Annotated in this window: 26 protein-coding genes; 18 read left to right on the top strand and 8 right to left on the bottom strand. The window is 64.2% G+C overall.

Annotated elements, in window-relative coordinates:
* Positions 1-40: 40 nt before the first annotated feature.
* The 6 genes from JQ580_RS21550 (at position 41) to JQ580_RS21525 (ending at position 5,990) form a co-directional block, all read left to right on the top strand.
* Positions 41-715: a TetR/AcrR family transcriptional regulator gene (locus JQ580_RS21550; protein WP_249134336.1), complete on the top strand. Its 675-nt coding sequence runs from the start codon at positions 41-43 to the stop codon at positions 713-715.
* On the top strand, positions 712-1,500 hold the full coding sequence (locus JQ580_RS21545) for an HlyD family secretion protein (protein WP_212282225.1): 789 nt from the start codon (positions 712-714) through the stop codon (positions 1,498-1,500). The genes JQ580_RS21550 and JQ580_RS21545 overlap by 4 nt, the downstream gene beginning before the upstream one ends.
* Positions 1,497-2,429: an ABC transporter ATP-binding protein gene (locus tag JQ580_RS21540; protein WP_212282224.1), complete on the top strand. Its 933-nt coding sequence runs from the start codon at positions 1,497-1,499 to the stop codon at positions 2,427-2,429. Before JQ580_RS21545 ends, JQ580_RS21540 begins: the two co-directional genes overlap by 4 nt.
* Positions 2,426-3,589: an ABC transporter permease gene (locus JQ580_RS21535; RefSeq protein WP_212282223.1), complete on the top strand. Its 1,164-nt coding sequence runs from the start codon at positions 2,426-2,428 to the stop codon at positions 3,587-3,589. Before JQ580_RS21540 ends, JQ580_RS21535 begins: the two co-directional genes overlap by 4 nt.
* A gap of 29 nt (positions 3,590-3,618) precedes the next feature.
* Complete coding sequence (locus tag JQ580_RS21530; protein ID WP_212282222.1) at positions 3,619-4,926, top strand: adenylate/guanylate cyclase domain-containing protein; 1,308 nt, start codon at positions 3,619-3,621, stop codon at positions 4,924-4,926.
* Between the two features lie 149 nt (positions 4,927-5,075).
* Positions 5,076-5,990 (top strand): PhzF family phenazine biosynthesis protein, encoded by a 915-nt coding sequence (locus JQ580_RS21525; protein WP_212282221.1) that lies wholly within the window; start codon positions 5,076-5,078, stop codon positions 5,988-5,990.
* A gap of 107 nt (positions 5,991-6,097) precedes the next feature.
* Here the strand turns inward: JQ580_RS21525 and JQ580_RS21520 are convergent, their stop codons facing one another.
* A complete protein-coding gene (locus JQ580_RS21520; protein ID WP_212282220.1) occupies positions 6,098-6,559 on the bottom strand; it encodes a DUF488 domain-containing protein in 462 nt (153 codons plus the stop codon).
* Positions 6,560-6,567: 8 nt separating this feature from the next.
* The gene (locus JQ580_RS21515; protein WP_212282219.1) at positions 6,568-7,404 is read right to left on the bottom strand and encodes a DUF72 domain-containing protein; all 837 of its coding nucleotides are present in this window, start codon (positions 7,402-7,404) and stop codon (positions 6,568-6,570) included.
* Positions 7,405-7,505: 101 nt separating this feature from the next.
* Between JQ580_RS21515 and JQ580_RS21510 the strand changes: the two genes are divergently transcribed.
* From JQ580_RS21510 to JQ580_RS21495, 4 genes are all read left to right on the top strand, one after another.
* The gene (locus JQ580_RS21510; protein ID WP_212282218.1) at positions 7,506-7,886 is read left to right on the top strand and encodes a hypothetical protein; all 381 of its coding nucleotides are present in this window, start codon (positions 7,506-7,508) and stop codon (positions 7,884-7,886) included.
* A gap of 114 nt (positions 7,887-8,000) precedes the next feature.
* Positions 8,001-8,204 carry a hypothetical protein gene (locus tag JQ580_RS21505; protein WP_094895576.1) on the top strand — a complete coding sequence of 68 codons (204 nt, stop codon included), beginning with the start codon at positions 8,001-8,003 and terminating at the stop codon, positions 8,202-8,204.
* Positions 8,205-8,446: 242 nt separating this feature from the next.
* The gene (locus tag JQ580_RS21500) at positions 8,447-9,580 is read left to right on the top strand and encodes a glycosyltransferase family 2 protein (protein WP_212282217.1); all 1,134 of its coding nucleotides are present in this window, start codon (positions 8,447-8,449) and stop codon (positions 9,578-9,580) included.
* Positions 9,581-9,586: 6 nt separating this feature from the next.
* On the top strand, positions 9,587-11,089 hold the full coding sequence (locus tag JQ580_RS21495) for a glycosyltransferase family 39 protein (protein WP_212282216.1): 1,503 nt from the start codon (positions 9,587-9,589) through the stop codon (positions 11,087-11,089).
* A gap of 8 nt (positions 11,090-11,097) precedes the next feature.
* Here JQ580_RS21495 and JQ580_RS21490 read toward each other — a convergent pair whose 3' ends face one another.
* Positions 11,098-12,984: a CHASE2 domain-containing protein gene (locus JQ580_RS21490; RefSeq protein WP_212282215.1), complete on the bottom strand. Its 1,887-nt coding sequence runs from the start codon at positions 12,982-12,984 to the stop codon at positions 11,098-11,100.
* A 131-nt stretch (positions 12,985-13,115) separates the two neighbouring features.
* On the bottom strand, positions 13,116-13,634 hold the full coding sequence (locus tag JQ580_RS21485; RefSeq protein WP_212282214.1) for a FecR domain-containing protein: 519 nt from the start codon (positions 13,632-13,634) through the stop codon (positions 13,116-13,118).
* A gap of 658 nt (positions 13,635-14,292) precedes the next feature.
* On the opposite strand from JQ580_RS21485, the gene JQ580_RS21480 reads away from it, so the two are divergent.
* Positions 14,293-15,384 carry a DUF2778 domain-containing protein gene (locus JQ580_RS21480; protein WP_212282213.1) on the top strand — a complete coding sequence of 364 codons (1,092 nt, stop codon included), beginning with the start codon at positions 14,293-14,295 and terminating at the stop codon, positions 15,382-15,384.
* 61 nt (positions 15,385-15,445) lie between these two features.
* Here JQ580_RS21480 and JQ580_RS21475 read toward each other — a convergent pair whose 3' ends face one another.
* Complete coding sequence (locus JQ580_RS21475; RefSeq protein ID WP_212282212.1) at positions 15,446-16,270, bottom strand: SDR family NAD(P)-dependent oxidoreductase; 825 nt, start codon at positions 16,268-16,270, stop codon at positions 15,446-15,448.
* A gap of 22 nt (positions 16,271-16,292) precedes the next feature.
* A complete protein-coding gene (locus JQ580_RS21470; protein WP_106951925.1) occupies positions 16,293-17,126 on the bottom strand; it encodes a MurR/RpiR family transcriptional regulator in 834 nt (277 codons plus the stop codon).
* A 134-nt stretch (positions 17,127-17,260) separates the two neighbouring features.
* Here JQ580_RS21470 and JQ580_RS21465 point away from each other — a divergent pair, with 134 nt between their 5' ends.
* The 7 genes from JQ580_RS21465 to JQ580_RS21435 all read left to right on the top strand — a co-directional run bounded on the left by JQ580_RS21465 (position 17,261) and on the right by JQ580_RS21435 (position 24,267).
* Positions 17,261-18,556, top strand: coding sequence for an ABC transporter substrate-binding protein (locus tag JQ580_RS21465; protein WP_249134335.1), 1,296 nt, complete (start codon positions 17,261-17,263; stop codon positions 18,554-18,556).
* 83 nt (positions 18,557-18,639) lie between these two features.
* On the top strand, positions 18,640-19,584 hold the full coding sequence (locus JQ580_RS21460; RefSeq protein WP_249134334.1) for a branched-chain amino acid ABC transporter permease: 945 nt from the start codon (positions 18,640-18,642) through the stop codon (positions 19,582-19,584).
* Between the two features lie 3 nt (positions 19,585-19,587).
* The gene (locus tag JQ580_RS21455; protein ID WP_212282211.1) at positions 19,588-20,631 is read left to right on the top strand and encodes a branched-chain amino acid ABC transporter permease; all 1,044 of its coding nucleotides are present in this window, start codon (positions 19,588-19,590) and stop codon (positions 20,629-20,631) included.
* Positions 20,628-21,371 carry an ABC transporter ATP-binding protein gene (locus JQ580_RS21450; protein WP_212282210.1) on the top strand — a complete coding sequence of 248 codons (744 nt, stop codon included), beginning with the start codon at positions 20,628-20,630 and terminating at the stop codon, positions 21,369-21,371. Before JQ580_RS21455 ends, JQ580_RS21450 begins: the two co-directional genes overlap by 4 nt.
* Positions 21,368-22,069, top strand: coding sequence for an ABC transporter ATP-binding protein (locus JQ580_RS21445; RefSeq protein ID WP_212282209.1), 702 nt, complete (start codon positions 21,368-21,370; stop codon positions 22,067-22,069). The genes JQ580_RS21450 and JQ580_RS21445 overlap by 4 nt, the downstream gene beginning before the upstream one ends.
* Positions 22,070-22,735, top strand: a complete 666-nt coding sequence (locus JQ580_RS21440; protein ID WP_106951930.1) for an ATP-binding cassette domain-containing protein — start codon at positions 22,070-22,072, stop codon at positions 22,733-22,735.
* A gap of 95 nt (positions 22,736-22,830) precedes the next feature.
* A complete protein-coding gene (locus JQ580_RS21435; protein WP_212282208.1) occupies positions 22,831-24,267 on the top strand; it encodes an NAD-dependent succinate-semialdehyde dehydrogenase in 1,437 nt (478 codons plus the stop codon).
* Between the two features lie 140 nt (positions 24,268-24,407).
* On the opposite strand, the gene JQ580_RS21430 is transcribed toward JQ580_RS21435, so the two are convergent.
* The gene (locus JQ580_RS21430) at positions 24,408-25,757 is read right to left on the bottom strand and encodes a caspase family protein (protein ID WP_249134333.1); all 1,350 of its coding nucleotides are present in this window, start codon (positions 25,755-25,757) and stop codon (positions 24,408-24,410) included.
* 109 nt (positions 25,758-25,866) lie between these two features.
* Entirely contained in the window at positions 25,867-26,496 is a 630-nt protein-coding gene (locus tag JQ580_RS21425) for a glutathione binding-like protein (protein WP_212282207.1), read from the bottom strand.
* Between the last annotated feature and the right edge of the window lie 6 nt (positions 26,497-26,502).

Raw genomic sequence — 26,502 nt, 5'->3', positions numbered from 1 at the left:
CAGGCTTGATGTTGACTGACTGTTCAGTCAGTATTGACCCATGAGAAAGCCAACCAAATTGACCAATGAGTCTGCCCAGAGCGCGAAGCCTCCCCAGGAAGATGTGCCTGCATCGAATCGGGCTACGCGCGCGCAGGAGCGGCGCGCGGCGATCGTGGACGCTGCAATGGAGGAGTTTATCGCCCGCGGATTTGCCGCAACGCGGCTCGACGACATCGCCAAGCGTGCCGGCGTCGCCAAGGGCACCATCTACCTGCACTTCAAAGACAAGGAATCGATGTTCGAAGAGCTGGTGCGCATCGTCATCGTGCCCGTTGTAACGAAGTTGACTGCGCTGCCGCCGCCGACGGGATCGGTGCGGGAGCTCGTCGAGGCTTTTGCCGGCAATTTCTTGAAAGAAGTCATCGGCACCAGGCGCGGCGATTTGGTTCGGCTGATCGTGGCGGAGGGGCCGCGCTTTCCCGCCGTCGCCGACTTCTACTACCGCGAGGTCGTCTCGCGCGGGATCGCCGCCATGCGCGCGCTGATCGAGCTGGGCATCGCCCGTGGCGAGATCCGGGAGAAGGACCTCGCGCGCTATCCGCAGATCCTGGTCGCCCCCGCAATGATCGCGGTGATCTGGCAAAGCCTGTTTGCGCGGCACGCGCCGCTCGACGCGCAGGAGATGCTGCGCGTCCATCTCGATTTGATTTTTGGCGAACGGAGGACGACATGAGGTCGTCGCGGCTATTCTCTCTAGGTGCATTGGCGCTCGTGTTCGCAGCCGGCCTTGCCGGCTGCAACGACAAGCGCGATCCCGGCTTTCAGGGCTGGGTCGAAGCCGACATGATTTTCGTCAGCCCTGATGAAGCCGGCCGGGTCACGAAGCTCAATGTCCGCGAGGGTGATGAAGTCAAGGTTGGCGATGCCCTCTATTCCGTCGACGACGATCTCCAGCTCGCCGATCTCAACCAGCAGAAGGCGACGCTTGCCAACGCGCAGCAGACCTACGATCGCGCGGCCTCGCTGAGCAAGACCGGCTCGGGCACGCAGGCCAATCTCGACTCCGCGGTGTCCGCCTTGCGCGTCGCGGAAGCGCGGGTGGCGACGTCGGAAACCCGAATGGCGCGGCGCAAGGGCTTTGCGCCCGTCGCTGGCACCATCCAGCAGATCTATTTCCGCGAGGGCGAGATGGTGGCGGCGCAGCGTCCGGTGCTGTCGATCATGCCGCCCGGCAACATGAAGCTGCGCTTCTTCGTCCCGGAGACCGCGCTGCCGAAGCTTGCGATCGGCGATACGGTGCGGGTCTCCTGCGACAACTGCGCGGCCGATCTGACCGCAAAGATCTACTTCATCGCGACGTCGGCCGAATATACCCCGCCTGTCATCTACAGCCTCGATGAGCGCAGCAAGCTGGTCTATCTGATCCAGGCGCGGCCCTCGCGCCCCGACGCGCTACGGGTTGGACAACCGATCGACGTCTATCTCAATCCGAAGACCCCAGTGGCGGACAAGCGATGAACGGCGACAACGGCATCGCAATCGACGTCAAGGGCCTGACCAAATCGTTCGGCGGCCGCGAGGTCGTGCACGATCTATCGATGCAGGTGAAGCGCGGCTCGATCTACGGCTTCCTTGGCCCCAACGGCTCGGGCAAGACCACGACCATCCGTATCCTCTGTGGGCTGCTCACGCCCGACAGCGGTGAGGGCACCTGTCTCGGCTACGACATTTTGCGCGACGCCGAAAAGATCAAGCGGCAGGTCGGCTACATGACCCAGCGCTTCAGCCTGTACCAGGATCTCTCGGTGCGCGAGAACCTCGAATTCGTCGCGCGCCTCTACGGTCTCGCCGACGCGCGCGGCGCCGCGCGCGACATGATCAAGCGAATCGGGCTCTCAGGGCGCGAGGAGCAACTGGCGGGTGAACTCTCCGGCGGCTGGAAGCAACGGCTGGCGCTGGGGGCCTGTACGCTCCCCAATCCGCAATTGCTGCTGCTGGACGAGCCCACTGCCGGCGTCGATCCCAAGGCGCGGCGCGACTTTTGGAACGAGATCCACGCACTTGCGGCCGACGGCCTCACCGTATTGGTCTCTACCCATTACATGGACGAAGCCGAGCGCTGCCATGAGATCGCCTACATCGCCTACGGCCATCTGCTCGCGCACGGCACGGTCGAGCAGGTGATCGCGAAATCCGCGCTGACGACCTACACCGTGACGGGCGAGGGGCTGAACGAGCTCTCCGCCGGGCTCACGGGCAAGCCCGGGATCGACATGGTGGCGCCGTTCGGTACCTCGCTCCACGTTTCCGGCCGCGACGTAGCCGCGCTCGAAGCCAGCATCGCGCCGTGGCGGGAAAAAAGCGGCTTGCACTGGCACCAATCGTCGCCATCGCTGGAAGACGTGTTCATCGAACTGATGGGGCGCTCCAAGGACAATTTCCAATGAGTGCCGTCGACCATCCCGCGCCGCGCCGCGACATCCGTGAGCGCTTCGGTTTCCTGCGGCGCTCTTATGCGATGCTGATCAAGGAATTCATCCAGCTCAAGCGCGACCGCGTGTCGTTCGCGATGATCGTGATGCTGCCGGTGATGCAGCTGATGCTGTTCGGCTACGCCATCAACACCACGCCGCACCATCTGCCGAGCGCGGTGCTGCTGCAGGAGGACTCCGATCTCGCCCGCTCGATCCTGAAGGCTCTCGAGAACACGGCTTATTTCCGCTTCCTTTACGAAGTCCATGACGTCGAGGATTTCGACAACCTCCTGAAATCCGGCAAGGTCCTGTTCGGCGTGGAGATCCCGCGCGGCTTCGAGCGCGCGGTGCGGCGTGGTGACAGGCCGGCGCTGCTGGTCGCTGCCGACGCGACCGATCCGGTGGCGGCCAGTGCGGCGATCGGTTCGCTCGGCATGATCGTGCAGACTGCGCTCAAGCACGATCTCTATATCGGCGATCCCCCGGAGATGCCGTTCGAGATCCGCGCGCACGCCCGTTACAATCCGGCCGCATCCTCAAGCCTCAACATCGTGCCAGGTCTCGTCGGCACCATCCTCACCATGACGATGCTGATCTTCACCGCGCTGTCGGTCACGCGCGAGGTCGAGCGCGGCACCATGGAGAGCCTGCTCTCGATGCCGATCAAGCCCGTCGAGGTGATGTTCGGCAAGATCGTTCCTTACGTGCTGGTCGGCTTCCTGCAGGCCTTCCTCATCATCGGCATCGGCGTCGGCCTGTTCGGCGTTCCCGTGCTCGGCAGTCTGTTCCTGCTGGCACTGCTCTCGACCCTGTTCATCACCACCAATTTGTCGATCGGCTACACGATCTCGACCGTGGTGCAGAACCAGCTCCAGGCCATGCAGATGTCGATGATGTTCTTCCTGCCGAGCATTCTGCTGTCCGGCTTCATGTTCCCGTTCGCGGGCATGCCGACCTGGGCGCAATATGTCGGCGAATGCCTGCCGCTGACCCACTATCTGCGCATTGTCCGCGCCATCATGCTGAAGGGGGCGAGCATGCAGAATTTGCACTTCGACACGCTGGCGCTGGCGGCCCTGATGGGGCTCGCCATGACCATCGCCGTGACCCGCTTCCGCCGCACCCTGGATTGAGGCACAATGCTTCCGGAATCGAGGGGCAAATGGTCAGGTTTGCGAGTAGGAAGACGCGGCACCATGCCGTGCTGTCGGAGGATTTCGAGCGCGAGTTGACACGGGAGGTGTTGCGCACCGAGCTCTTGCGGGTGCGGGCACTGATCCTGACGGGCTGCATCATGATGCTGCTGCTCACCTCGATCTATCTGATCGACCCCGGCGTGGTGAACCGGGTATGGCGCGGATCGGACGGAATTATCGCGGTCTATGCTCTGCTTGCCGGTTTCATTCTGTTCGAGGTCTGGGTTCATACCCAGATCAGAAAGAATTTGCGGCTCGGTCGCGACGTACCCGTCGCCAGGCGCTACATCGGCACGCTGATCGAGACGTCACTGCCGACCGTGATCCTGATCCTGCAAACCCGCACCATGGGCGCAAGCCAGGCGCTCGGTTTCGCCGTGCCGCTCATGTACTTCATCTTCGTCATCCTTTCGACCCTGCGGCTCGATTTCTGGCTCTCTGCATTCACCGGTTTTGTGGCTGCAGCCGGGCTTCTCTCCGTCGCGCTGTACTACAATTCGGCGGACGAGGCCGGCGATCCCCTGGTGTATTTCCACGCCGTGCGCAGCGTCGTCATCCTGATCTGCGGTGTGCTGGCGGGCGCCGTCGGCGCGCAACTGCGCCGCCAGTTTGCCGCGAGCATCGCGGCGGCCAACGCACGCGACCAGGTGACGAACCTGTTCGGCCAGCACGTCTCTCCGCAAGTGGTGGAGCGCCTGATGGCGGCGGGCACCAGCGGGGGCGGCGATGTTCGCCGCGTCGCGGTGATGTTCGTCGATTTTCGCGGCTTCACGGCAGGGGCGCAGTCCCGCACTCCGCAGGAGGTGGTCGACCGGCTCGACGGCGCCTTTGCAGTGCTGGTGGACATTCTCGACCGTCAGGGCGGCATCGTGAACAAATTCCTGGGCGATGGCTTTCTTGCCTTGTTCGGTGCGCCGCTGGAGGCGTCAGACGCGGCGCAGCGCGCCGTCGCCGCCGGCCGCGAGATGCTGAGGGCGATGGACCGCATCAACGCGCAGACGAGCTGGCCGCTTCGCATCGGTATCGGCATTCATTTCGGCGAGGTCGTCGCCGGCAATATCGGCTCGCCCCGGCGCAAGGAATACACCGTGATCGGTGACACCGTGAATTTCGCTTCCCGTCTGGAGGCACTCAACAAGGAGTTCGGTTCGCAGCTCCTGATTTCCGCGACGGTGCGCGAGGCGCTGGGCAACGACGGTGACGATGCCGTTGCGCTCGGCGAAGTCGAGGTGCGCGGCTATGAGCAGAAGGTGCCGGTGTTTCAGCTCGGATAGGGCGCCAACACGTTGTGGCACGCAGGTCATCATGCATCGGCGATTGCTCCGATTGCTCCGAATTTTGGGGCATGACGAGTGATGTTTTCGGCTTGTAGACTGCGCGCGATGCGGCCGGTCGTGGCCGCGACTTGCATGAGGAAGAAACGATGCAGCGGCGCTACATCACCGTCGACGTGTTCACCGATCGCGCCTTCGGCGGCAACCAGCTCGCCGTGGTGCTCGACGCCGGCGGGCTTTCGACGGCGCAGATGCAGGCGGTCGCGACCGAGTTCAACTATTCCGAGACAACCTTCGTGCTCCCGCCGCGCGACAAGGCCAATGATGCCGCGGTGCGCATCTTCACGCCGGTGCGGGAGCTTCCCTTTGCCGGCCATCCGAATGTCGGTACCGCCTTCGTGCTGGCGAGTATCGGCAGTGAATCGAAGCCGCGTTTGCTGTTCGAGGAGAAGGCGGGTCTCGTGCCGGTCGAGATTCGCCGGGAGCAAGGCAGGGTGGTCAGCACCGAATTGACCGCTCCGCAGCCGCTGTCGCGACTGGCGGACGTTTCCACCGCCGACGTTGCGGCCTGCATCTCATTGACGGCCGATGACATCAGGACCGATCGCCACGCGCCGCAGGTCGTTGGCGTTGGCACGCCTTTTCTGGTGGCGGAGCTGCATTCGCGCGATGCGTTGAAGCGGGCAAGGCCAGATGCGGCCGCCTTCGGCAGGGTGCTCCCGCGCGACGGTGCGTTCTCCGTGTGGTTCTATACGCGGGAGGTTGGCGCAGCGGAGGCGCCTTGCGATCTCCAGGCGCGGATGTTCATGCGCGGCTCCAGCGGTTTCGCCGAGGACCCCGCCACCGGCAGCGCCACGGTTGCCGCGGCTGCACTGTTCGCCGGCCTCGATCCCGTGCGAGATGGCGAACTCAAGCTCACGGTCGGCCAGGGCTTTGACATGGGCCGGCCGAGCATTCTGTTGACGCGCGTGCGCAAGCAGGATGGTAAGGTCGTCTCGGCGCATGTCGGTGGGCAATGCGTGCAGATGATGGAGGGGACGTTTCGGCTGGCGGGCGAGGGCTGAGCTCCATTCATCGTCATGCCAGGGCTTATCCCGGGCATCCACGTGTTGGCCACAGGGAAGAAGAACGCGGATGGCCGGGACAGGCCCGGCCATGACGAAGAATTCTGTCAGACCTGCCGCCCAACCAAATTCCGCACCGTAACGGCATCGCGGTCCTCGATGATCTCCGCAATTATCTGGCGGTGGCAATGGGTGTGGTCGCGCTCGTAGCAGAGCAGGCATACGGGGCCAGCCTTCTTCACCAGCGCCGAGAGCTCGTCCATGGCCTCTTTGGTTTCCGGTGCCTTCAGGTGCTTCGAGAAGATCTTCTCCAGCAAATCATATTGGCCGCTGCGCGCAGCGAGGCGACCTTCCTTCGGCGTGCCCAGCGCAGCGAGGTGGACATAGGCGATGCCGCGTTCGTCGAGGCCTGCCGACAGCTGCTTCTTTGAAAATCCCGGCCGCCGTGACGACGTCACCGCGCGCACGTCGACCACGAGCTTGACGCCGGCCCGTTCCAGTTCGTCCAGCACCGCCTTGGGCGGCGTCTGCTCATAGCCGATGGTGAACAGCTTGTTCGCCTTTGCCATGGCCCACCTCAGCTCACCCTTGCGATCAATTCCATGGCGCCGGCGGGGGCGCGCACCTTGCCTTCGTGGATGACATAGGCGAACACGTCGCGCGGCTCTTTCTTCGGCTTGGCCTTGTCGACTTTGGGCAGGTCGTTCGGTTCACCGCCGGAAGCCCAGGCCTGCAGGCGTTCGGCCCAGGCATCGAGCTGCTTCGGCGGGTAGCAGGTCTTGATCTCGTCATTGCCCTTCTGCAGCCGGGCATAGACGAAATCGCCGGCGACATCGGCGATCGCCGGATATTTGCCGTGTTCGGCGAACACGACAGGTGTCTCGAATTCCCGGATCAGCGCCACGAAGTCCGGCGTGCAGAAGCTGTCGTGGCGGACCTCGACGACATGGCGCAATGCGCGTCCCTCTAGCTTGCGCGGCAACAACTCGAGGAACTTGCCGAAATCGGCGCCGTCGAATTTCTTGGTCGGCGCAAACTGCCACAGCACCGGCCCGAGATGGTCGCCGAGTTCCAGCACGCCGGAATCATAGAACCGCTTGATGGAATCGCCTGCTTCCGCCAGCACCCGCCGGTTGGTCGCGAAGCGCGGTCCCTTCACCGAGAACACGAAGCCGTCGGGCACTTCGCTCGCCCATTTGCGAAAGCTCTCCGGCTTTTGCGAGCCGTAATAGGTGCCGTTGATCTCGATCGACGTCAGTTTCGAAGCGGCATAGGACAGCTCCTTCGCCTGCGTCAGCTTCTCCGGATAGAACACCCCGCGCCAGGGCTCGAAGGTCCAGCCGCCGACGCCGATGAAGATGTTGCCTGATTTCTTGGACGCGGTTTTTGCTTTGGCCACGGAGGGATCTCGCATCGACGTGGAGGGATGCGTTATCCTAATCAAACCAGTTGTGATTGGCCAGTTGCTGCGTCCGGTCTAAGGTCACCCTGTGATCTGCGATAAGGGAGAAAAAGATGCGGATGCTGATGCTGGGAGCGGCGCTCGTCGTGATGACATCTGCTGCCATGATTTCTCCGATCATGGCGGATGATGACGATACGAAAGGCGCGCAGAAGCTCGCCATGCAGGGCCGCGACGATTATTGGCACTGCCTGGCGCGGGAATATTCGCGCGACACCAATCAGGGAATGTCGCAACAGGATTTTGGCCGCTCGGTCGCGGGCGCTTGTCCTTCGGAGCGGCAATATTATCGGGTGGCACTGCTCGACTATCTCACCACGCAATATCCCAATATCGATGCCGGCGCCCATCTTGCCACCGCCAACAGGGCGGTGGAGGCCGCGCAGAAGGACATCGTGACGGCCTTCGTCAAGCAGAGGCCGCCGGCGAAATAGCGTGTGGCGAGCACGGCAGACGCCGCCGGCGCCTCATTCGGCGCCCCGGAGCCCTTCCGGCTCAGCGCGCATCCGTGATAACAGGAGGCCTATCTTGAGCGGGGATGGTTTTCCATGGCGTCTGAGTCGGTAGGGGGCATTTTGGGCGCGATCGTTGCCGCGGTCGTACTTGCGGTCGCCGTCGTGTTCGGGCCGATCGGCCAGTACGGCAAGCCGCCCAAACCGGCGAAAGTCGAGCCGGCCCCCGCTGCGGCACCCGCAGCCCCTGCCGCGCCCGCGCCGCGCGGGCCGATCATCCGCGAAGTGCCGAACCAATAGGGCACAAAAATCGTCGTTTTCGCCCCTTGCGAAGCGATCTTGTCATTCCCATCTAGCCTTTAACGGCGACGTTGAGCGAAAACTCCGGCGCTGGAACGACCTTGGAATAGCTCAAGGCTTGCGCCGGATGTACGCGCAGCCCGCCATTCCGGGGTCGTTGGCATTTTAGGGCCCCTTTTGGGCTATTTCCCAGAGACCCACCGGCTTGGCAGCGCAGGACGCGGCGGATATACGCTGCCGTCATGAATGAAGCGATCAGACCGAACTCCGACACTCCGCTGCAGGCTCTTGAGGGGCCGGAACTGTCGGTCATCGTCCCGACCTTCAACGAGCGCGACAATGTCGCTGTGCTGTACCGGCGGCTGGAGGCGACACTCGGCAGCGTCGCCTGGGAGGTCGTGTTCGTCGACGACAATTCGCCCGACGGCACCTGGGACGTCGTGCGCGCGCTGGCGCAGCAGGACAGCCGCGTGCGCTGTATCCGCCGCATCGGCCGTCGCGGCCTGTCCGGCGCCTGCATCGAGGGCATCCTGGCGTCCAGCGCCCCCTATGTGGCCGTGATCGATGCCGATCTCCAGCACGACGAGACGCAACTGCCGAAGATGCTGTTGTTGCTTGCGAGCGACGAGGCCGACCTCGTGGTCGGCAGCCGCTACATCGAAGGCTACAAGACCGAAGGCTTCAACAAGCAGCGCGCCGGCGCCAGCGCGCTGGCGACGGAATTCGCCAGGAAGATGCTGCGGGTCGAGATCGCCGATCCCATGAGCGGCTTCTTCATGATCCGCCGCGATCGTTTCGAGCAGCTTGCGCCGAAGCTTTCCGTGCACGGCTTCAAGATCCTGCTCGACGTCGTCGCGACCGCGCACGGCAGCTTGCGGGCGGTCGAGGTACCCTACACGTTCGGCGCCCGCCAGCACGGCGAGAGCAAGCTCGATTCCATGGTCGCGCTCGACTTCCTCGGCCTCGTGCTGGCCAAACTGAGCAACGACATCGTCTCGCTGCGCTTCATCCTGTTCGCGATGGTCGGCGGCATCGGCCTCGTGGTGCATCTCACCACGCTGTTCATCGGACTTCAGCTGTTCAAGGTGCCGTTCGCGGAAGCGCAGGCCGCAGGCGCCATCGTCGCCATGACCAGCAATTTTATCCTCAACAACTTCCTCACCTATCGTGACCAGCGGCTGAAGGGCTTTGCGCTGCTGCGTGGCCTCATCGCGTTCTACATCGTGTGCAGCGTCGGCCTGCTCGCCAATGTCGGCGTCGCCTTCTCGGTCTATGACCAGGAACCGATCTGGTGGCTGGCCGGCATGGCCGGTGCGCTGATGGGCGTGGTGTGGAACTACGCGATGTCAGGCCTGTTCGTCTGGCGCAAGAAATAGCGCGAGATGGGCGGGGCTGACGCGCGGATCGTCCGCAACACCGCGCTGCTGATTCTGGCGCTTGTGGCGTTACGGCTGGTTGCGGCCGCGTTCACTCCGATCACTTTCGACGAAGCCTATTACTGGATGTGGTCGAACAACCTCGCCGGGGGTTATTACGACCATCCGCCGATGGTCGCCTATGTGATCCGCGCCGGCACCATAATCGCCGGGAATACCGAACTCGGTGTCCGCCTCGTTTCGGTCCTGCTGGCGCTGCCGATGAGCTATGCGGTCTATCGCTCCGCTGCGATCCTGTTCGGGGGCGCGCGCGTGGCGGCGACCAGCGCGATCCTGCTCAACGTCACCATGATGGCCTCCGTCGGCACGCTGATCGTGACGCCGGATGCGCCGCTTCTGGTCGCATCCAGCTTCGTGCTGTTCTTCCTCGCAAAAGTATTGGAGACCGGCCGCGGCGTCTGGTGGCTCGCGGTCGGTGCGGCCGTCGGGGCGGCGCTGCTGTCGAAATACACGGCGATGTTCTTTGGCGCCGGGATTCTGATCTGGCTCGCTTGCGTGCCGAAGCTGCGCCGCTGGTTTGTCTCGCCGTGGCCCTATCTCGGCGGCTTCGTTGCGCTGGCGCTGTTCTCGCCGGTGATCCTCTGGAATGCGGATCACCAATGGGTCTCGTTCGCAAAGCAGCTCGGGCGCGCGAAAATCGAGGACTTCCGTCCCGTCTTCATTGCCGAACTGATCCCGACCCAGATCGCATTCGCGACCCCGCTGGTCTTCATCCTCGGTGCGATGGGCCTGCACGCGCTGACCTGGCAGCGCGCCGGCGCACTGGCCTCGCGCGTGCTGATCGAGGCGATGTTCTGGACCATCGTCGCCTATTTCGTCTGGCATTCGCTGCATGCGCGCGTCGAGGCCAACTGGTTCGCCCCGGTCTATCCGCCCTTCGTTGTTGCCGCTGCGGCTGCCGCCAACCTCGCGCAGTGGAAGCCGCGCGCGCGGCGCCTGGTGGATTTCTGCCTGCGCTGGGCCGCGCCTGTCGGCATCGTGATGTTTGCGGCGCTGATCGTCCAAGCCAACACCGGCTGGCTCTCGGGATATCGCCGCGATGCCACCGTGCGCAGCGTCGGCGTTGGCTGGCGCGAGCTCGCCGCGGGAATCGAAGCAATGCGCGTACGCTACGGCGCGACGTGCGTGCTCGCGCAGGACTATGGCACCACGGGATGGCTCGCCTTCTACTTGCCATCAGGCACCTGCGTGGTGCAGCAGAACCAGCGCATCCGCTGGGTCAACATGGGCGAGCCCGATGCAAAGTTGCTGGCAGGCAAGCTGCTCTATGTCGATGAGCTGCGGCCAGATGGTCATCCCGTCCTCAACGACCTCTTTGCGAAGGTCACGCAGGTCGCGCAATTGCAGCGCAAGCGCGGCCCGCTCGTGGTCGAGACCTACAGCGTCGATCTGCTGGAGGACGCCAAGGGCGACGTGCTGGACCGTTCGCCGCCGCCGGAAGCAAGGTAGTAGCGGCCCTAATCGATCATCTCGGCCCTGGCCGCAGGCTGGCTCGGCCCGTCCCGGTCGCGCCAGAACCACACGGTCACGACGCCGGAGCGGCCACGGATCCGGGCGAGCAGGGGGCCCGACAGGACGCCGTCGGGAGACCCGTGGAAGTCGGCCGTGTCCAGCAGCGTATTGCTCAGGGCGAGCCGTGAATCGTTCTGGACGGCGACTTCCATCAGCCGGCTCGCGACGTTGACGGTGTCGCCGGTCGCGGTGATGTGCTGATGGCTTTCGCCGAGGCGGGAGGCGACGATCTCGCCGAAATGCGCGCCGATCTTGAAGCCGAGCTGACCGCCGATCGCTGACGGCAGCGAGGCGATCCAGTGTTCGACACCTCGATGCAGGTCGATGGCGCATTTGAGGGCGCGCGCGGCATCATCGGGCATCGCACCCGGCAGACCGAACAGAAACATGGCGCCGTCGCCGAGAAAGCCGGTGATCATTCCGCCGCAAGCGACCGCGACCTTGTCGATCAGCGCGTGAAACGCCTGCAGGATTTCTTGAAGCGCGTCGGGATCGATCCGTTCGCTCAACGACGTGAAACCGGAGAGATCGATGAAGACGATTGCGGCGTCCTGCCGGACCGGTTTGGACAGGAAGTTCGGATCGCGCGCCAGCCATTCCTGCACGGCCGGTGCCTGGAATTGCGCGAGAGACCTGCTCTTGGCGGCGAGATATTGCGTACGGCGGCCTCCGGCCCACAGCTGCACGCCGGCAAAGATCGCAACCGGCGGCACCGCGGCGGCGAGTGTGGTTGCTGCATTCAGCCAGACGCCATGCGTGAACGCGAACGCATTGAGACCGGCCCAGGCGATCATCACAACGGCCGCGGCCATGATGCCGAGTGCGCTGCGCCGCCACGCCAGCAGGCCGACCAGCAGCATCGGCAGCAGGATGGCAGCGAGCGCGTCGGCGATACGGACCCTGCGGTCGCGCACGATGCCGTCGCCGGCGACCAGATGAGTGATCGCGGTCGAGACAACCTCGACGCCGGGCATCAGGGAATCGAACGGCGTGGGATAGAAATCGCCGCCGCCCGCGACCGCGGCGCCGATCACGACGATCCGGTTCTCGATCGCCGCGCGATCGAGCGTGCCGTCGAAAATGCTCTGCGCGCTCACGGTGCGGATGGTGCGGCGCGGGCCGTAATAGGTGATCGGCAGCGCGAAGTCGGTGTCGGTGGGCACGACGCGGTCGCCGAGCATGAGATGATCCGGCGCGATCGTCAGCGGCTTGTCGAGCGCGCGCGTCGCCACCCGCAGCGGGAACGACAGTTCGACCTTGTCGCGGGTCCGGAACAGCATCGGCACCGAGAGCGGCGAGCCCGATTGTCCCGTCGCGACATTGACGATGCCGACCTCGGCATGGTCGGCGAACGCAGGCAGCGGCAGCAGGAAACGTTCGGCTTGCGGCAGCACGGCGAGGGGACCTGCGCTGCCGGCCTCCACGGTCTCGCTGGCGGAGGGGAAGATCGCGGCGGCGGCGAGAACCATGGGGCCGGTGGCGAGCGTGTTGGCCAGCGTGGCGTCGCCGATCGCCGCGCTGCGGTCCACCAGCAGAAGATCGATCGCGACGACCTTCGGCTTGAACTGCACGATGGTGTCGACGACGCGGGCGAGATCGGCGCGCGGCAGCGGATAGCTGCCGCCACGCTTCACGACGGTGTCATCGATCGCGACGATGGTGACGAGATCGGGCGGACGTTGCACGCCGCGGACCTGGGTTCGCCAATCGGTCAGCGTTGCTTCCAGGCGGTCGAGAAAGCGGAGATGGCCGCCTGCGTGCGCGGCATAGATGCCCGCGCCCCACAGTGCGGTGAGGGCGAGTGCCGCCAGGATTTGAACGCGTCTCGTCATTATGTCGTACTGCAATCGTCTTTTCTTCGGGGTCTGCGGGCCGAGGTCTATCGACCAAGCCCTATCGACCAAGCCGTGTTGGCCAAGTCCAATCGATCAAGTCCAATCGACCAAGTCCTATTGGCCAAGTCCTATTGGCCAAGTCTTGCCATGAGGGCGTCGATGCGCGGCTGGCCCCACTGCTTCACCGTCAAGGGCCCGGTCACTTCCACGTCGACGCCTTCGCCGGGGCCCAGAACGACGCCGCGCCCACGTGCCCTGCGGGTGACGCCGACACGACCGTCGGCGACGAAGACCGAGGTCTTGGCCTCAGCCACATCGACGGCCCAACGGGTGCCGCGCACCGCGGCAATCGCCTGCGGCGTCAGCACCTTGAACGGATTGCCGCCGGGCTTCCTGGGCACTTCGACCAGCAGGGCTTTGCTGCTCAACTCGACCGAGTCAATATGTCCGTCGCGGTTGGCGTCCTTTAGTTCAAATCTGGCACCGCTTTCCGCGACGATGGTGATGCCGTTGTCGCAGCGCCAGGTTTTCGTGCCCGCGGCCGAGGCCGACGATGTGCAAGCTGCATTGGCAGGCTGCGCGGCTGCGAATCCCATCAACGACGACCACGCCAGAGCAAAATATCCGACGCGCGCGAACCTTCTCATGCCAGCCTCCGTTTGCATGCCCGGCACAATTCAAGGCGATGTTGATACGGCACCGTATCACACGCAGAGGCTGCTGAAAAGTGCCGCTCCACCAGCTATTTTCTCAGCCCGCCCTTTTCCAGAGAGGTGCGATCAACTTTCGGTCAGGGGCGCGAGTGCGTGACCGTCCGAACGCGCTGTGTGTTGCGCCTGACCTTGCCGGCCTTGCTTGCGTCACTCGCGCCCCGTCGGGAAGGCCAGTGCACCAGCCTCGCGCAATGCTCCACCGCTATCTTGCGGGCATCGAAGGCCACGAAAACGACTTGGTTGGGTGGCCCTAGAGAGGTGTCCGGAGGAGCCAGCCTGCTGCGCCGATCCGGCCGAGAATTATGGTTAACAGACCCGACTAAGTCCGTAGTTCCGCGGGCTTTTTTCTCGAAATGGGACGACTTGGCCAATTGCCTCAGATCCGCCCGAACTTAATCCGCATTTAACTAAAAGTCGCCTTAATGACGCTCCGACCCTCTGCGAAATGCTGTTCCCGGATCGTGACCAGCGGCACTTTGAAGGGGGACTGAGTGACACCGTCCTGGACGCAAGGCGAATGAGTACGAGTATCGCTGCGCAGAGTAACGCGGCACGGAAGTCCAAGAGAAATTCGCGGAATTCTTCCCGGAAAATGACGACGACCAACTGGCTTGGCGCCGCGGCCATCGGCTGCGTCGTGATGGGCGCCGGCTGGACCATCTACAGCAACGTCTTTGGCGCGAGCGTCTATCCGACCGTCGGCAGCACCGGCTATGACGCACCGGTGCTCAAGCGTACGCCCAAGGTCGCGCTGCGCGAGGCCGGCGACGCCATCAAGGACGCTTTTGCGCTCCTGCCCGACCGGCTGCAGGTCGCCGCCCCGATCTCGCGTGAGATGTTCAACGAGCGCTTCGCTGCGGCTGCGACCCAAGGCGTGGAATCGAACGCCGCCAGCGTGGCGCCGGCGACCCAGGTTGCCGTGGCCAAGGACGCGCCGAAGCAGAGCGTGATCGCGAAGGTCGCGGAAGCGCTGAAGCCGTCGGCCCCGGCCAAGATGGCCGAGAAGGCGACCGACAAGACGGCTGACAAGTCCAAGCGCGATCCGGACGCCCAGATTCAGCTGGCCTCGGCCGATCCGGCGCAGATCGTGCCGGCGCCCGAAGCCAAGAAGTCGTTCGCCGATCGCGCCAAGGCCGCGGTGATGTCGATCACCGGTCCGCGGCAGTCGATGGTCGAAAAACTCTGGGGCAAGCGCGAGCCGTCCGGCGGGCTGCTGGCCTATGCGTCGGCCGATGCCAGCGTGACCGCGTCCATCGCGCCGAAGGAACAGAACCCGATGTTCGGCGGCGCGCCGCCTTATGAGCGGGACACCGCGGTCTACGATATCACGGCCAAGACGGTGTATCTGCCCGACGGCACCAAGCTCGAGGCGCATTCCGGCCTCGGCTCCAATCTCGACGATCCGCGCTCCCAGCGCACGCGCATGCGCGGCGTGACGCCACCGCACATCTACACGCTGAAGCCGCGCGAAGCGCTGTTCCACGGCGTGCCCGCATTGCGCTTGACCCCGATCGGCGGCGAGAGCGCGATCTACGGCCGCGACGGCCTGCTCGCACACACGTTCATGCTCGGGCCGAACGGCGATTCCAACGGCTGCGTGTCCTTCAAGGACTATTACGCGTTCCTCGATGCCTACAAGAACAAGGGCATTCGCAAGCTCGCGGTGCTGGCACGGGTGGAGTGAGCTCAGCCTATTCGAGATGATCTGAAAGGGCCGCTTCGCAGCGGCCCTTTTCGTTTCGGCCTCAGCCCGGCCAGCACTGCCCGCCGCCATCGATCCTCAGCACCTGGCCGGAGACGAAGGCGCCCATGGGGCCGGCAAAGAACTCGACGACGCGGGCGACCTCGTCGACGGTGGCGATGCGGTCGAGCGTGCCGGTCTCGACCATCCGGTCAGGATCCACCGCGCGCGTACCGAGGAAGCGGCCGGTGCGGGTATCGCCGGGCGCGATGCAGTTGACGGCGATGTCGTAGGGGCGGAGCTGGTCGGCAAGGCATCGCGTGTAGTGGGTCACGCCGGCCTTCGACACCGCGTAGATCGAACCCTGGGTGCGCCCCTTGAACGCGGCGACCGAGCCGAGCGTGACGATCCGGCCGCGTTTCCGTTCCATCATTCCCTTCGCGACCGCCTGGCAGGTCAGGATGGTCGAGAGCAGATTGCGCTCCAGCACCGCACGCACATCGGCCTCCTTGGTGTAGACCGCGTCGTTGGGATCGGGCTTACCGCCGGCTGCCGCGATATCGCCGCCGGCATTGTGGACGAGAATGTCGATCGGGCCGAGCGCCGCCTCCGCCTCGGCGATCACGCGCGCGATGTCCTCGCCCTTGGTGAGATCGCCAAGCACCCGCTGACTGCGCACGCCAAATTGCTGGCCGATCTCTGCGGCAACCGCGGTCAGCGTCGTGCCCTCGCCATATTCCGCCGGCCCGTTCTCGCGCATGCCGTGGATGGCGACATCAGTGCCGAGCGCGGCGAGCTTCTCCGCAAAGGCGCGGCCGAGCCCGCGGCCTGCGCCGGTCACCAGCGCGACCTTGCCGGCAAGAATTTTCGTTCCGTCATGCGATGCCATGATCTTCTCCTGCTATGAAAGGTCAGTCTGCTGCGAGGTCGAGGCCGATCGCCATCGCCTGCACCAGGCACATCGGTGCCACCAGCGTGCGCAGCGCCGGCTCCGGCATGTCCTGAATCTCGAACACCACGCGCGCGCCCTCGACGATCGGGCTCAACAGGCTGTCGGTGATGGAGATCGCGGGGACGCCGCGTGCGACGAGTTCCGGAAATAGCCGTGCCGTATCCGGATAGTAATTGCGGAAGCTGATCGCCACGAGCGCGTCGTCCACGGTCGCTGCGTGCGATTGCTCATGAATGCTGCCGCCGGTGCCGTCGAGCAGGACGACGCGACGTCCAAGCTTGCGCAAGACATAGGCGAGGTGGGTCGCGACCGGAAACGAGCCGCCGAGGCCGAGCAGATAGATGTCGCGCGCCTTGGCAAGGATAGCGGTCGCCGCATCGAGCTCGCGCGCATGCACGGACTGGCTCAGCGTCACCAGCGACGATTGCGCTTCCGAGACGAAGCGCGACAGCACCGCCGCCGGCTGGCGGCCGAGAACGGACTTCTCCTCGCTTTTCATGCGGGCGAGCCGTGCCTTGTAACTCGGCGCCACGCCGGCGACGAGGCGGGTGCGGAACACCTGCTGCATCTCGGTGAAACCGCCGAAGCCCAGCGCGTGAGCGAAGCGAACGATCGCCGACGGCGGCACACCTGAGCGTTGCGCCACCTCGGCGACGGTGCCGAGCGCAACGTCGGTCGGGTGATCGAGCACGAATTCGGCAATCTGCTGCAGCCGGCCGGACAGCGCCCGGTGACGCTGTGCGATCGCGCCGCGCAGCTCGTCATAACTCATGGCGCCGGACGCCTTGTTCATAGGTCGGTCTCCAGGTCGGTCACTTGTTTAACGGCATTTCAGCGTTTGGATCAAATATTCTACTTTACAACATAAATGGAATGAATATTCTAATCGCATAAAAAGGCAAAAGACTTTGAAAACGGGAGGAAACGATGAGAGGGCGTCAGATCTCACGGCGGAGCGTTTTGAAGGGCAGCCTGATGGCCAGTGTCATCGGCGGCACCGGCAGCTTCTTCGGGCCGTGGAAAGAGAATTACGCGTGGGCCCAAGGCGCGGCCAAGCCGATCAAGCTTGGCCTGACCTGCGATGCCAGCGGTCAATATGGCAACAGCGGCCAGGATGATTTCCGCGGCATCAAGATGGCGATCGACGAGTTCAACGCCAAAGGCGGCGTGCTCGGGCGACAGGTGACGTTCATCACCGCGGACACCGAGACGACGCCGGCAACCGGTAGCCGTGTCGCCGAGCGGTTCATCACCCGCGAGGACTGTACCATCCTGATCGGCGCGCTGCATTCCGGCGTCGCCAACGCGATCACCCAGGTCGCGAGCAAATACGGCGTGATCTACATGAACACCAATTCCTCCGCGCCGAGCGAGGCGGGGGAGAACTGCTCGCGCGTCAAATTCGTCTGGGACGGCAACGGCACCAATTTCTCCAAGGCCTCGGTCAAGAACTCGGTCGATTCCATCGGCAAGAACTGGATGCTGCTGACCAACGACTATGTCTGGGGGCACACGACGTCGGCTGCGACCAAGGCGCAGGTCGAGGCGGCCGGCGGCAAGATCATCGACAATCTCCTGGTTCCGCAGAACACCCGCGACTTCACCGCTTATCTGCTGAAGATCCAGCAAGCGAAGCCCGACGTGGTGGCAACCGCAATCGGCGGAGACGACATCAAGGCGCTGCGCGAGCAGGTGGCGCAGCTCAAGCTCGACGGCAAGCCCGCCTGGATCAACAACCAGCAGGACTGGCCCGACGTGTGGGGCGCGCCCGACAGCCTGTTCGGCGTGTTCGGGACCACCTGGTATCACAAGCTGCAGCTGCCCGGCGTCGCGGACTTCGTCAAGAAATGGCAGGCGGCCAACAAGGATGGTCCGATCCCGGTGCCGGGCAACGTCTCCTACAACGGCTACATGTCGACGCGCGAATTGCTGCGCGCGATCGAGCGGGCGGGGTCGACCAACAACGTCAAGATCATCAAAGAGCTCGAGAACCTGAAGGTCTCGGCCACCGATCGCATGCAGCATTTCGACGCCTACATGGATCCCGTGACACACCAGATGCAGCAGACGATCTATCTGGCGCGGCGAAACGCCAAACCGGCGGACAATACGGACCTGTTCGAGATCATCAGCTGGACCGAGCCAAAATCGGCCGCCGACGACGCCGCACCCGGCAAGTGCAAGCTCACGCCTTATGAGCAGGTACCGACCGTCGATTCCTAGAGACGGCGCGTCACGTCGCAGACCGAGCGGCGCGCTGCCTCGCGCGCCGTTCGCCCGGGCCATCCGCGCCCCGGGGTTCGGAAATGCCTGTTGCGAAAGCCAAAACCTTGTTCGATCTCCTTCCGCATCTCCTGAACGGACTCACACTCGGCCTGCTGTTCGCGCTGATCGCGCTCGGCTTCATGCTCATCGTCGGGCTGATGGAGCAGATCAATCTTGCCCATGGCTCGTTGTTCGCGCTCGGCGCCTATGTCGCCATGCAGCTCACCGGACCGCGTCCGCCACTGCCGGCCGATCTTGCCAGGATATGGCTCACGCTCCCACTGGGTTGGCGCTACGTCGCGACGCTGATCATTGCGCCCGTCATCGTCGGCCTCGTCGGCATGCTGATCGAGTTCTGCATGCGCCGCACCTACGGCAAGGACCCGCTTTATGGTCTGCTCCTGACGTTCGGCGCTGCGATGGTGATCGAGGAGATGATCCGCCTTGTCTGGGGCACGCGGGACTACGTGCTCCAGGTACCCTCCGCCATCAATGGCGGCTTCATCTTCAGTGATCTGATCTGGTCGACCTATCGCTTCTACGCGGCGGGCATCGCGGCAGGAATCATCGGCCTGGTCTGGCTGCTGATCGAGAAGACCTCGTTCGGCGCCACCGTGAAAGCCGGTGCGCATGACAGCGAAATCGTCCGCGCTCTTGGCATCAACCTGTCGCGATTGCGGCTGCTGGTCTTCGTCTTCGGCACCGTGCTGGCTGCAATCGCGGGCATCATCGTCGCGCCGATCTGGGGCATCCGCCCGCATATGGGCGTCGATGCCGTCATCCCCGCGTTTCTGGTGATCGTGCTCGGCGGCGTCGGAAGTTTCTGGGGCGCCGTCGTGGCCGGATTGCTGGTCGGACTCTGCGTCGGCCTTGCCGGTGCCTACGCGTCCGAATGGTCGCTGTTGTCGATGTATATCCTGCTCGTTGTCGTCGTGACGTTCCGCGCGCGCGGCCTCTGGGGCAAGAAGAGTGTGCTCGAGGCCTAGGGAATGATGGTGGGATCGAAGTCTTCATCCGAGGCCGCACGCCTCGTCACGCCGACGATGCTGGTGCTCTGGCTCGTGCTTGCAACGGTGCCGCTATGGATCACCAGGATCGGACTCTATCCTTATCTCGGAATCGAGATCCTGATCTGGTCGCTCTACGCAATGGCATTCAACCTGGTGCTGGGCACGGCTGGCCTTCCGTCGTTCGGGCATGGCGCCTATTTCGGCATCGGCGCCTACGCATTCGGGCTCTGCCAATTCGACATTGTCGCAAACCTCTGGATCTGCCTCGTGGCGGCCGCGCTGGCCGCGGGGCTCGCCGGCGCGCTGGTGGCATTGTTCATCTCGCACCGGCGGGGCATCTACTATGCATTCATGACGATCGCCTTCGGCCAGATCTTCTGGACGTTGGCGATCAAGTCGCACCGGATCACCGGCGGCGAGGACGGTCTGCTCAAGATCAAGCGGTTGCCGGCCAATTTCGGGCTTGTGTCGTTCGACCTCACCGACAACGTCGCGTTCTACTATTTTGTCCTCGCGGCGTTCGCCGTCGGTGTTGCTGCGCTGTGGCGCTTGGTGCATTCGCCCTATGGTCGGGTGGTCGCCGCCATCAGGCAGAGCGAAACCCGCGCGGCCCATCTCGGCTATAATGTGTGGCTCTACAAGGCATCGATCTTCGCGCTGTCGGCCGCCGTGTCCGGTTTTGCCGGAGGGCTGTTCGCGATGGCGCAGCTTGCCGCATTTCCCGATGTCATGAGCCTGCACCAGTCCGGCTACGTCGTGATGATGACGCTGGTCGGCGGCGGCCTTGTCAGCTTCTGGGGGCCGGTGATCGGCGTGTTCCTCTTCCTCACCGCGCGCGATGTGATCGGCGCGCTGACCAATGCCTGGATGCTCTATTTCGGCCTCTTGTTCATCGCGATCGTGTTGTTCCGGCCCGAGGGCATCGCCGGCGCGATCTCGGCCGCCCTGCAGCAGCATTCCCTGAATGCCCTGCGCCAGCGTGGCACGTCCGCGATGCGTCTCTTGGTCGGAGGCGGGCGATGAGCATGTTGGAGGCCGCGGGCGTGCATGTCCGCTTTGGCGATCGCGTGGTGCTGGAGAGCGTCGATCTCGCGGTGGCCGACGGCGAGTTTCACGGTGTGATGGGACCGAACGGTGCGGGAAAGACCACCTTCTTCAACGTGCTGACCGGACGCGTGAAGCCGAGCCGTGGCAAGGTCCGGCTCGGCGGCGAGGACGTCACGGGCCTCAGCCCGCACCGCATCGCCGCCAAGGGTATCGCCCGCTCGTTCCAGATCATGACGCTGTTCGACGAATTCTCCGCCCGTGACAACGTCATGATGGGCTTGCCAGAGTTTCGTGCGCGCGGCCTCGATTTCGTCCATGCGGTGGCAGGGGATCGCAGATTTGCCGAGCAGGCCTCCGAGGCGCTCGCCGCGGTCGGGCTTGTGGAGAAGGGCGATGTCCGTGCGAAGGACCTGTCCTATGGCGATCGCCGCGCGCTGGAGATCGCGGTGGCGCTGGCGCAGGCGCCGCGCGTGCTTTGCCTGGACGAGCCAACCTCCGGCCTCGGCTCCGACGGCGTGCAGCGGCTGGCTGCCCTGATTGCTCGCCTCAAGGGCAAGCTGACCATCGTCGCCATCGAGCACGACATGGAATTCCTGTTCTCCCTCGCCGACCGCATCTCGGTGATCCATTGGGGCCAGGTGGTCGCGCGTGGCACGCCGCACGAATTGCAACGGAACGATTGGGTTCGGCGCTCCAACCTCGGGAAATTCGCATGATCCTCGAAGTCGATGGTGTCGATACCTTCTACGGCGAGACCCAGGCGCTGTTCGGCGCCTCGCTGGCCATCGAGCACGCAAAGGTGTGTGCGCTGCTCGGTCCGAACGGCGCCGGCAAGACCACCATGCTCCGCTCCATCCTCGGGCTGACGCGTCCGCGCCGTGGCGCCGTTCGCTTCGACGGGCACGACGTCACGGGCAATCCAACTCACGAGATCGCGCGTGCCGGCATCGGCTGGGTGCCTGACGACCGACGGCTGTGTCCGACCTTGTCGGTGGCACGCAATCTGGCGATTGCGCAGAAGCGAACGCGGTTTCGGAACTGGTCCGTGAAGGAGGCGGCTGCGATCTTCTCGCCGCTCGAATATCTGATGGAACGTGACTGCGAAAACCTGTCAGGCGGTGAGATGCAGATGGTTGCGATTGCGCGCGCCCTGGTCGGCTCGCCCGGGCTGGTCCTGTTCGACGAGCCCAGCCAGGGCCTTGCGCCGAAGATCGTCGGCGACGTGCTCGCGACCATCGTGCGGATGAAGGACGAGGGCATCGCCTCGCTGGTCGTGGAGCAGAATGCCGAGATCGCGCTGTCGGTCGCCGATCATGCTGCGGTGATCGACCGCGGCCGGATTGTCTGGACCGGCGAAGCCGCGCTGCTGCGCGACGATCGCGCCCTTCGTCAGCGCTTGCTGGGAGTCCAATAAGTGGCCGCACCGATGCTCGTTCTCGATGACGTTCGCAAGGTCTACACTAGGGGCCGCGTCATCCGGCGCCCGACATTCACGCTGCAGGCAAACCTGTCGCTGGACGAGCCCGGCATCGTCGGCGTGGTCGGTCCGAACGGCGCCGGCAAGACCACCCTGTTCGAGATGATGACCGGCTCCAATGCGCCGACCTCGGGCCGCGTGCTGGTCGCCGGCACCGACATCCACGGCGTCAAATATCGGGAGCGTGATCGGCTTGCGATTCACTACCACCAGTCCTATCAGGTCAGGCGCTTTCGCAAGCGTATCCCGTCCGCCTTCCTGACGCCGTCGCCGACGAAGATGCCGCTGGTTCATCTGTTCGATGAGCCGCAGTTCAACCTGCAGGACGGCTATATCGGCTTCATGCTCGATTTCTTCCGCAAGCTGCGGGACGAGGGCAGGCTGGTGATCCTCTGCATGCATCCGACGGCGGCCTGGCACCTGGACATCCTCGCCGACATTGCCGAGCGATTTCTGTTCGTGGCCGGTGGCGGAGTGGCACAGATCGCGGATTTTCGCGGGCTGGTCGCCGAGCCCAGTTTCCGCACCTATCTCGGGCCGGAAATGACACGGGCCGCAGACGCCCTTTGTCAGGGCAGCGTTGCAGGTAAATTTGACGCGTGAGGTGACGGGGCGCCCTGTGCTAAGGGTCTTGCCAGATGGGGTCCCATCGTCCACCCACTTCAATTCCAACGATAAGCAACAACAGGGAGAGACCGTTGGCTTACGCGAACACTGAGCTTTTCATCGACGGCAAATGGCGTCCGGCCCAATCGGGCAAGGTCATCGAGGTCGTCAATCCCGCGACCGAAGAAGTGATCGGCACCGTCGCGCATGCCGAAAAGGCCGACCTCGACGAGGCGCTGGCTGCGGCCGCCGCTGGCTTCAAGGTTTGGCGCAATGTCGCGCCGTTCGAGCGCTGCCGGATCATGCGCAAGGCTGCCGCGATCATGCGTGAGCGCAACGATGAGATCGCGCTGCTCCTGACCATGGAGCAGGGCAAGACGTTGGCCGAAGCCAAGATGGAAGCCATGGCCGCAGCCGACGTGATCGAGTGGTTCGCCGAGGAAGCCAAGCGCGCCTATGGCCGGGTGATCCCCGCCCGCGGGCCCGGCATCTACCAGCTCGCGATGAAGGACCCTGTCGGCCCGGTCGCCGCCTTCACGCCCTGGAATTTTCCGATCAACCAAGTCGTGCGCAAATTGTCTGCCGCGCTCGGCGCCGGCTGCTCAATCATCGTCAAGGCGCCTGAGGAAACCCCGGCCTCACCCGCGCAACTCATCCGTGCGTTCGCGGACGCTGGCGTCCCCGACGGTGTCATCAATCTGGTCTACGGCGTTCCTGCCGAAATCTCCGAATACCTCATTCCACATCCGGTGATCCGCAAGATCTCGTTCACGGGCTCGACCAATGTCGGCAAGCAGCTCAATGCGCTCGCCGGCCTGCATATGAAGCGCGCCACCATGGAGCTCGGCGGCCATGCGCCGGCGATCGTGTTCAAGGATGCGGACGTTACTTCGGCCGCGAAGATCCTGGCGGCTGCGAAGTACCGCAACGCCGGTCAGGTCTGTATCTCGCCGACGCGCATGCTTGTGCAGGACGACGTGTTCAAGGAGTTCGTCGAGAAGTTCGTCGACGGTGCCAAGGCGTTCAAGGTCGGCAACGGCCTCGATCCCGACTCCAAGATGGGCTCGCTCGCCAATCCACGCCGCGTCACCGCGATTGAAGGCATGGTGCAGGACGCGGTCGGCAAGGGCGCCAAGCTCGAGACCGGTGGCAAGCGTGTCGGCAACAAGGGCTACTTCTTCGAGCCGACCGTGGTGAGCGACGTGCCCAAGGATGCGCGCGCCATGAATGAGGAGCCGTTCGGCCCGCTGGCTCTGATTTCGCGCTTCTCGTCGTTCGACGAAGTGGTCGAGGAAGCGAACCGGCTGCCGTTCGGTCTTGCCTCCTACGCCTTCACCAGCTCGACCAAGACCGCGACCGCGATCGGTTCGGCGGTCGAGGCCGGCATGATGTCGATCAACAGCTTCGGCCTGGCATTGCCCGAAGTGCCGTTCGGCGGCATCAAGGATTCCGGCTACGGCTCGGAAGGCGGCACCGAGGCTATGGAAGCGTACTTCAACATGAAGTTCATCACCCAGACGGGCGTGTGAGCGATCGTCGGGCACCAGGCTGCGCGATCGTCGCGCAGCCTAAAGCATGATCCGGAAAAGTGCGCAGCGGTTGTCCGAAACGCTTATGCGCAAACAATCAGCTAAAGCGCGATGCTGTTTTATCCGAAACTCATCGCGCCTTAGCGCTTGACGAAGATCAGGTTGCAGGGACGCGCCTCGTTGCGCTTGCCGCTGCCGCGGGTGCGATCGAACTGCGCATCGATCGTGAAGGCATAGGGAGAACCGGGCGCAAGGTCGTTGAGCGTGTAGGCGCTAGCCCCCGTTGTCCCTCGCGCGCTCAGGGTCGTCTTGCCGTCGGCCGGGATCTGACCGTCTATCTCGAGGCGATTGGCGCCGTCTCTGACCTGTGCCTCGGCGTGAAACACGCCGTTGGTGACGGTGCCGGCGAGGGGCCTGGTGTAGCCCTGCGCCTTGCCGGAAGGCGGGCAGTTCAGCATCACGTCCCAGTTGCCGTCGAAATCCTTGCTGCTGCCGGTCCGGCTGTTGCTCGCAGGCGCCAGCGCCACCTTCTGCTTCAGGGCCTCGATCCGCGCCTTGGCGAGACTGGCAAAGCTGCAGCCGGGAAATCGTGTCAGATGATCCTCGAAGGCGCTGACGGTGCCGATGGTTTCGGCAGCCTTCCAGTGTGCCTCCGCGGATGCGCAGGGGTCGGCCCGCGGCGCGGCTTGCGGATGCCCGGGTGCGATCGTGACCGACACCGGTCCGTTCAGGTAGAACTTGCCGATGATCGACAGCGACAGTTCCGGCAGCTGGGTCTTGCCGCTGGAATCGTAGACGTCGCTGCTGATGTCGCGAAAGACGTCGCCGATCTCCTGCGGCTGCTCGATGTGCTTGAGGAACGCCGCCGTATAGGGACTGTTGCGGCCGACGCCGTCCGCCGCAGTCTGTCCCGATTGCGTCGAGAACGACACGATGGTGCCGCGCGGTGCTTCGACCTTCGACAGGCCACGCCCGACTGAGGCGGCCCGCGTCGTAGATCGTTTGAGGGTTTCCGCCAGCGGATTGTCGCGGCAGGAATCGAGCACGAGGATGCGCAGGTTCTTGGCCTGCTGCAGATCGTTGATGATGTCGTCGACTCGCACGAAGCGCTTGAGGTCGGCCTCATCGGTCAGCGTCGCGTCGACAGGCATCAAATAGTTCACGCCGTTGTACTGCATCGCATGGCCGCTGTAATAGAACATGGCGACGTCGGCCCTGCTCGCGGCGCGCGCGAAGCGGATGGTCATATCCTGCATGTCGGCCTGGCGCAGGTCGATGCCTTGGATCACTTCGAAGCCGCTGCGCTTCAGCGAGGCCGCGACGTCTTCGGCATCGTGCGAAGGGTTCGGAAGCTGCGCCGTCGAGGCATAAGCGCCGTTGCCGATCACCAGCGCGACCCGTGTCTCCGCAAAGACGGGACCAAGGCCAAGGCAGTAGGTGAGGAGAGCCAAACAGAATCCGGGCAGGTGTCTTCTAAAAAAGGGGCGCATGGAAGCCGTCCGGGAAAAAATGAAAAATATCCCGTCAGATTAGCGCATGGCGCCCCGACTTCAATGCCCTCGCGATCGCCCGTGTAAATTGAGCAGCCGTGGCATCCTGTCACGCCGCGAGCGTTTTGCGCAGTGCCAACTCCGTTGCGACCGCCTCCCGCACCGCCGGCCGCGCCTGGATGCGCGCGAGATAGTCCGACAGGGACGGCCATTGTGCGATGTCGACGCCCGCGGGACGGAGCAGCAGCAGGGCCCAGGTGAGATGCGCATCCGCCACGGTGAAGCCGTCACCGACGAGGAATTCGCGCTCCGCCAGATGCGCTGCCGGCACCGACAAGGTCTGCGTGATCCTCGCACGCGGCTTGGCGAGCGAGCCTTCATCCTTGTACCAGAAAGCCGGAAACAGGAACGCCTTGTGGATCTCGGCGCCGACGAAGCTCAGCCATTCCTGCAGGCGATAGCGATCGGGATCGCCGAACGCCGGCGCAAGGCCCGGCTTCGGATTCACATCTGCGATGTACTGCAGCACCGCCGCGCTCTCGGTCAGCCGTTCGCCGTTCTCCAGCACCAGAACCGGCACCGCGCCCTTCGGCGACACGCCGCGGAAATCGCTGCCATCGTCCACGATCCTCTTGGTCCAGATATGGGCGAGGTGATACTGCGCCTCGATACCGGCCTCCATCAGCGCGATGCGGCTCGAGAGTGAGCAGGCCATCGGAAAGAAATAGAGTTGCAGCATCGTATG

The organism is Bradyrhizobium sp. SZCCT0148 (assembly GCF_018129985.1).
GTDB lineage: Bacteria > Pseudomonadota > Alphaproteobacteria > Rhizobiales > Xanthobacteraceae > Bradyrhizobium > Bradyrhizobium japonicum_H.
The sequence above is the reverse complement of the archived record's forward strand: the minus strand, read 5'-3'. Positions and strand labels throughout refer to the sequence as shown.

Bases quoted from the DNA above. Each gene is read 5' to 3' on its own strand.
- JQ580_RS21510 (WP_212282218.1), top strand. From the start codon at position 7,506: ATGCGGATGCTGATGCTGGGAGCGGCGCTCGTCGTGATGACATCTGCT.
- JQ580_RS21470 (WP_106951925.1), bottom strand. From the start codon at position 17,126: ATGAACAAGGCGTCCGGCGCCATGAGTTATGACGAGCTGCGCGGCGCG.
- JQ580_RS21485 (WP_212282214.1), bottom strand. From the start codon at position 13,634: ATGAGAAGGTTCGCGCGCGTCGGATATTTTGCTCTGGCGTGGTCGTCG.
- JQ580_RS21460 (WP_249134334.1), top strand. From the start codon at position 18,640: ATGCCTGTTGCGAAAGCCAAAACCTTGTTCGATCTCCTTCCGCATCTC.
- JQ580_RS21480 (WP_212282213.1), top strand. From the start codon at position 14,293: ATGACGACGACCAACTGGCTTGGCGCCGCGGCCATCGGCTGCGTCGTG.
- JQ580_RS21550 (WP_249134336.1), top strand. From the start codon at position 41: ATGAGAAAGCCAACCAAATTGACCAATGAGTCTGCCCAGAGCGCGAAG.
- JQ580_RS21520 (WP_212282220.1), bottom strand. From the start codon at position 6,559: ATGGCAAAGGCGAACAAGCTGTTCACCATCGGCTATGAGCAGACGCCG.
- JQ580_RS21515 (WP_212282219.1), bottom strand. From the start codon at position 7,404: ATGCGAGATCCCTCCGTGGCCAAAGCAAAAACCGCGTCCAAGAAATCA.
- JQ580_RS21545 (WP_212282225.1), top strand. From the start codon at position 712: ATGAGGTCGTCGCGGCTATTCTCTCTAGGTGCATTGGCGCTCGTGTTC.
- JQ580_RS21505 (WP_094895576.1), top strand. From the start codon at position 8,001: ATGGCGTCTGAGTCGGTAGGGGGCATTTTGGGCGCGATCGTTGCCGCG.
- JQ580_RS21475 (WP_212282212.1), bottom strand. From the start codon at position 16,270: ATGGCATCGCATGACGGAACGAAAATTCTTGCCGGCAAGGTCGCGCTG.
- JQ580_RS21530 (WP_212282222.1), top strand. From the start codon at position 3,619: ATGGTCAGGTTTGCGAGTAGGAAGACGCGGCACCATGCCGTGCTGTCG.
- JQ580_RS21425 (WP_212282207.1), bottom strand. From the start codon at position 26,496: ATGCTGCAACTCTATTTCTTTCCGATGGCCTGCTCACTCTCGAGCCGC.
- JQ580_RS21445 (WP_212282209.1), top strand. From the start codon at position 21,368: ATGATCCTCGAAGTCGATGGTGTCGATACCTTCTACGGCGAGACCCAG.
- JQ580_RS21495 (WP_212282216.1), top strand. From the start codon at position 9,587: ATGGGCGGGGCTGACGCGCGGATCGTCCGCAACACCGCGCTGCTGATT.
- JQ580_RS21525 (WP_212282221.1), top strand. From the start codon at position 5,076: ATGCAGCGGCGCTACATCACCGTCGACGTGTTCACCGATCGCGCCTTC.
- JQ580_RS21450 (WP_212282210.1), top strand. From the start codon at position 20,628: ATGAGCATGTTGGAGGCCGCGGGCGTGCATGTCCGCTTTGGCGATCGC.
- JQ580_RS21500 (WP_212282217.1), top strand. From the start codon at position 8,447: ATGAATGAAGCGATCAGACCGAACTCCGACACTCCGCTGCAGGCTCTT.
- JQ580_RS21455 (WP_212282211.1), top strand. From the start codon at position 19,588: ATGATGGTGGGATCGAAGTCTTCATCCGAGGCCGCACGCCTCGTCACG.
- JQ580_RS21535 (WP_212282223.1), top strand. From the start codon at position 2,426: ATGAGTGCCGTCGACCATCCCGCGCCGCGCCGCGACATCCGTGAGCGC.
- JQ580_RS21540 (WP_212282224.1), top strand. From the start codon at position 1,497: ATGAACGGCGACAACGGCATCGCAATCGACGTCAAGGGCCTGACCAAA.
- JQ580_RS21490 (WP_212282215.1), bottom strand. From the start codon at position 12,984: ATGACGAGACGCGTTCAAATCCTGGCGGCACTCGCCCTCACCGCACTG.
- JQ580_RS21430 (WP_249134333.1), bottom strand. From the start codon at position 25,757: ATGCGCCCCTTTTTTAGAAGACACCTGCCCGGATTCTGTTTGGCTCTC.
- JQ580_RS21465 (WP_249134335.1), top strand. From the start codon at position 17,261: ATGAGAGGGCGTCAGATCTCACGGCGGAGCGTTTTGAAGGGCAGCCTG.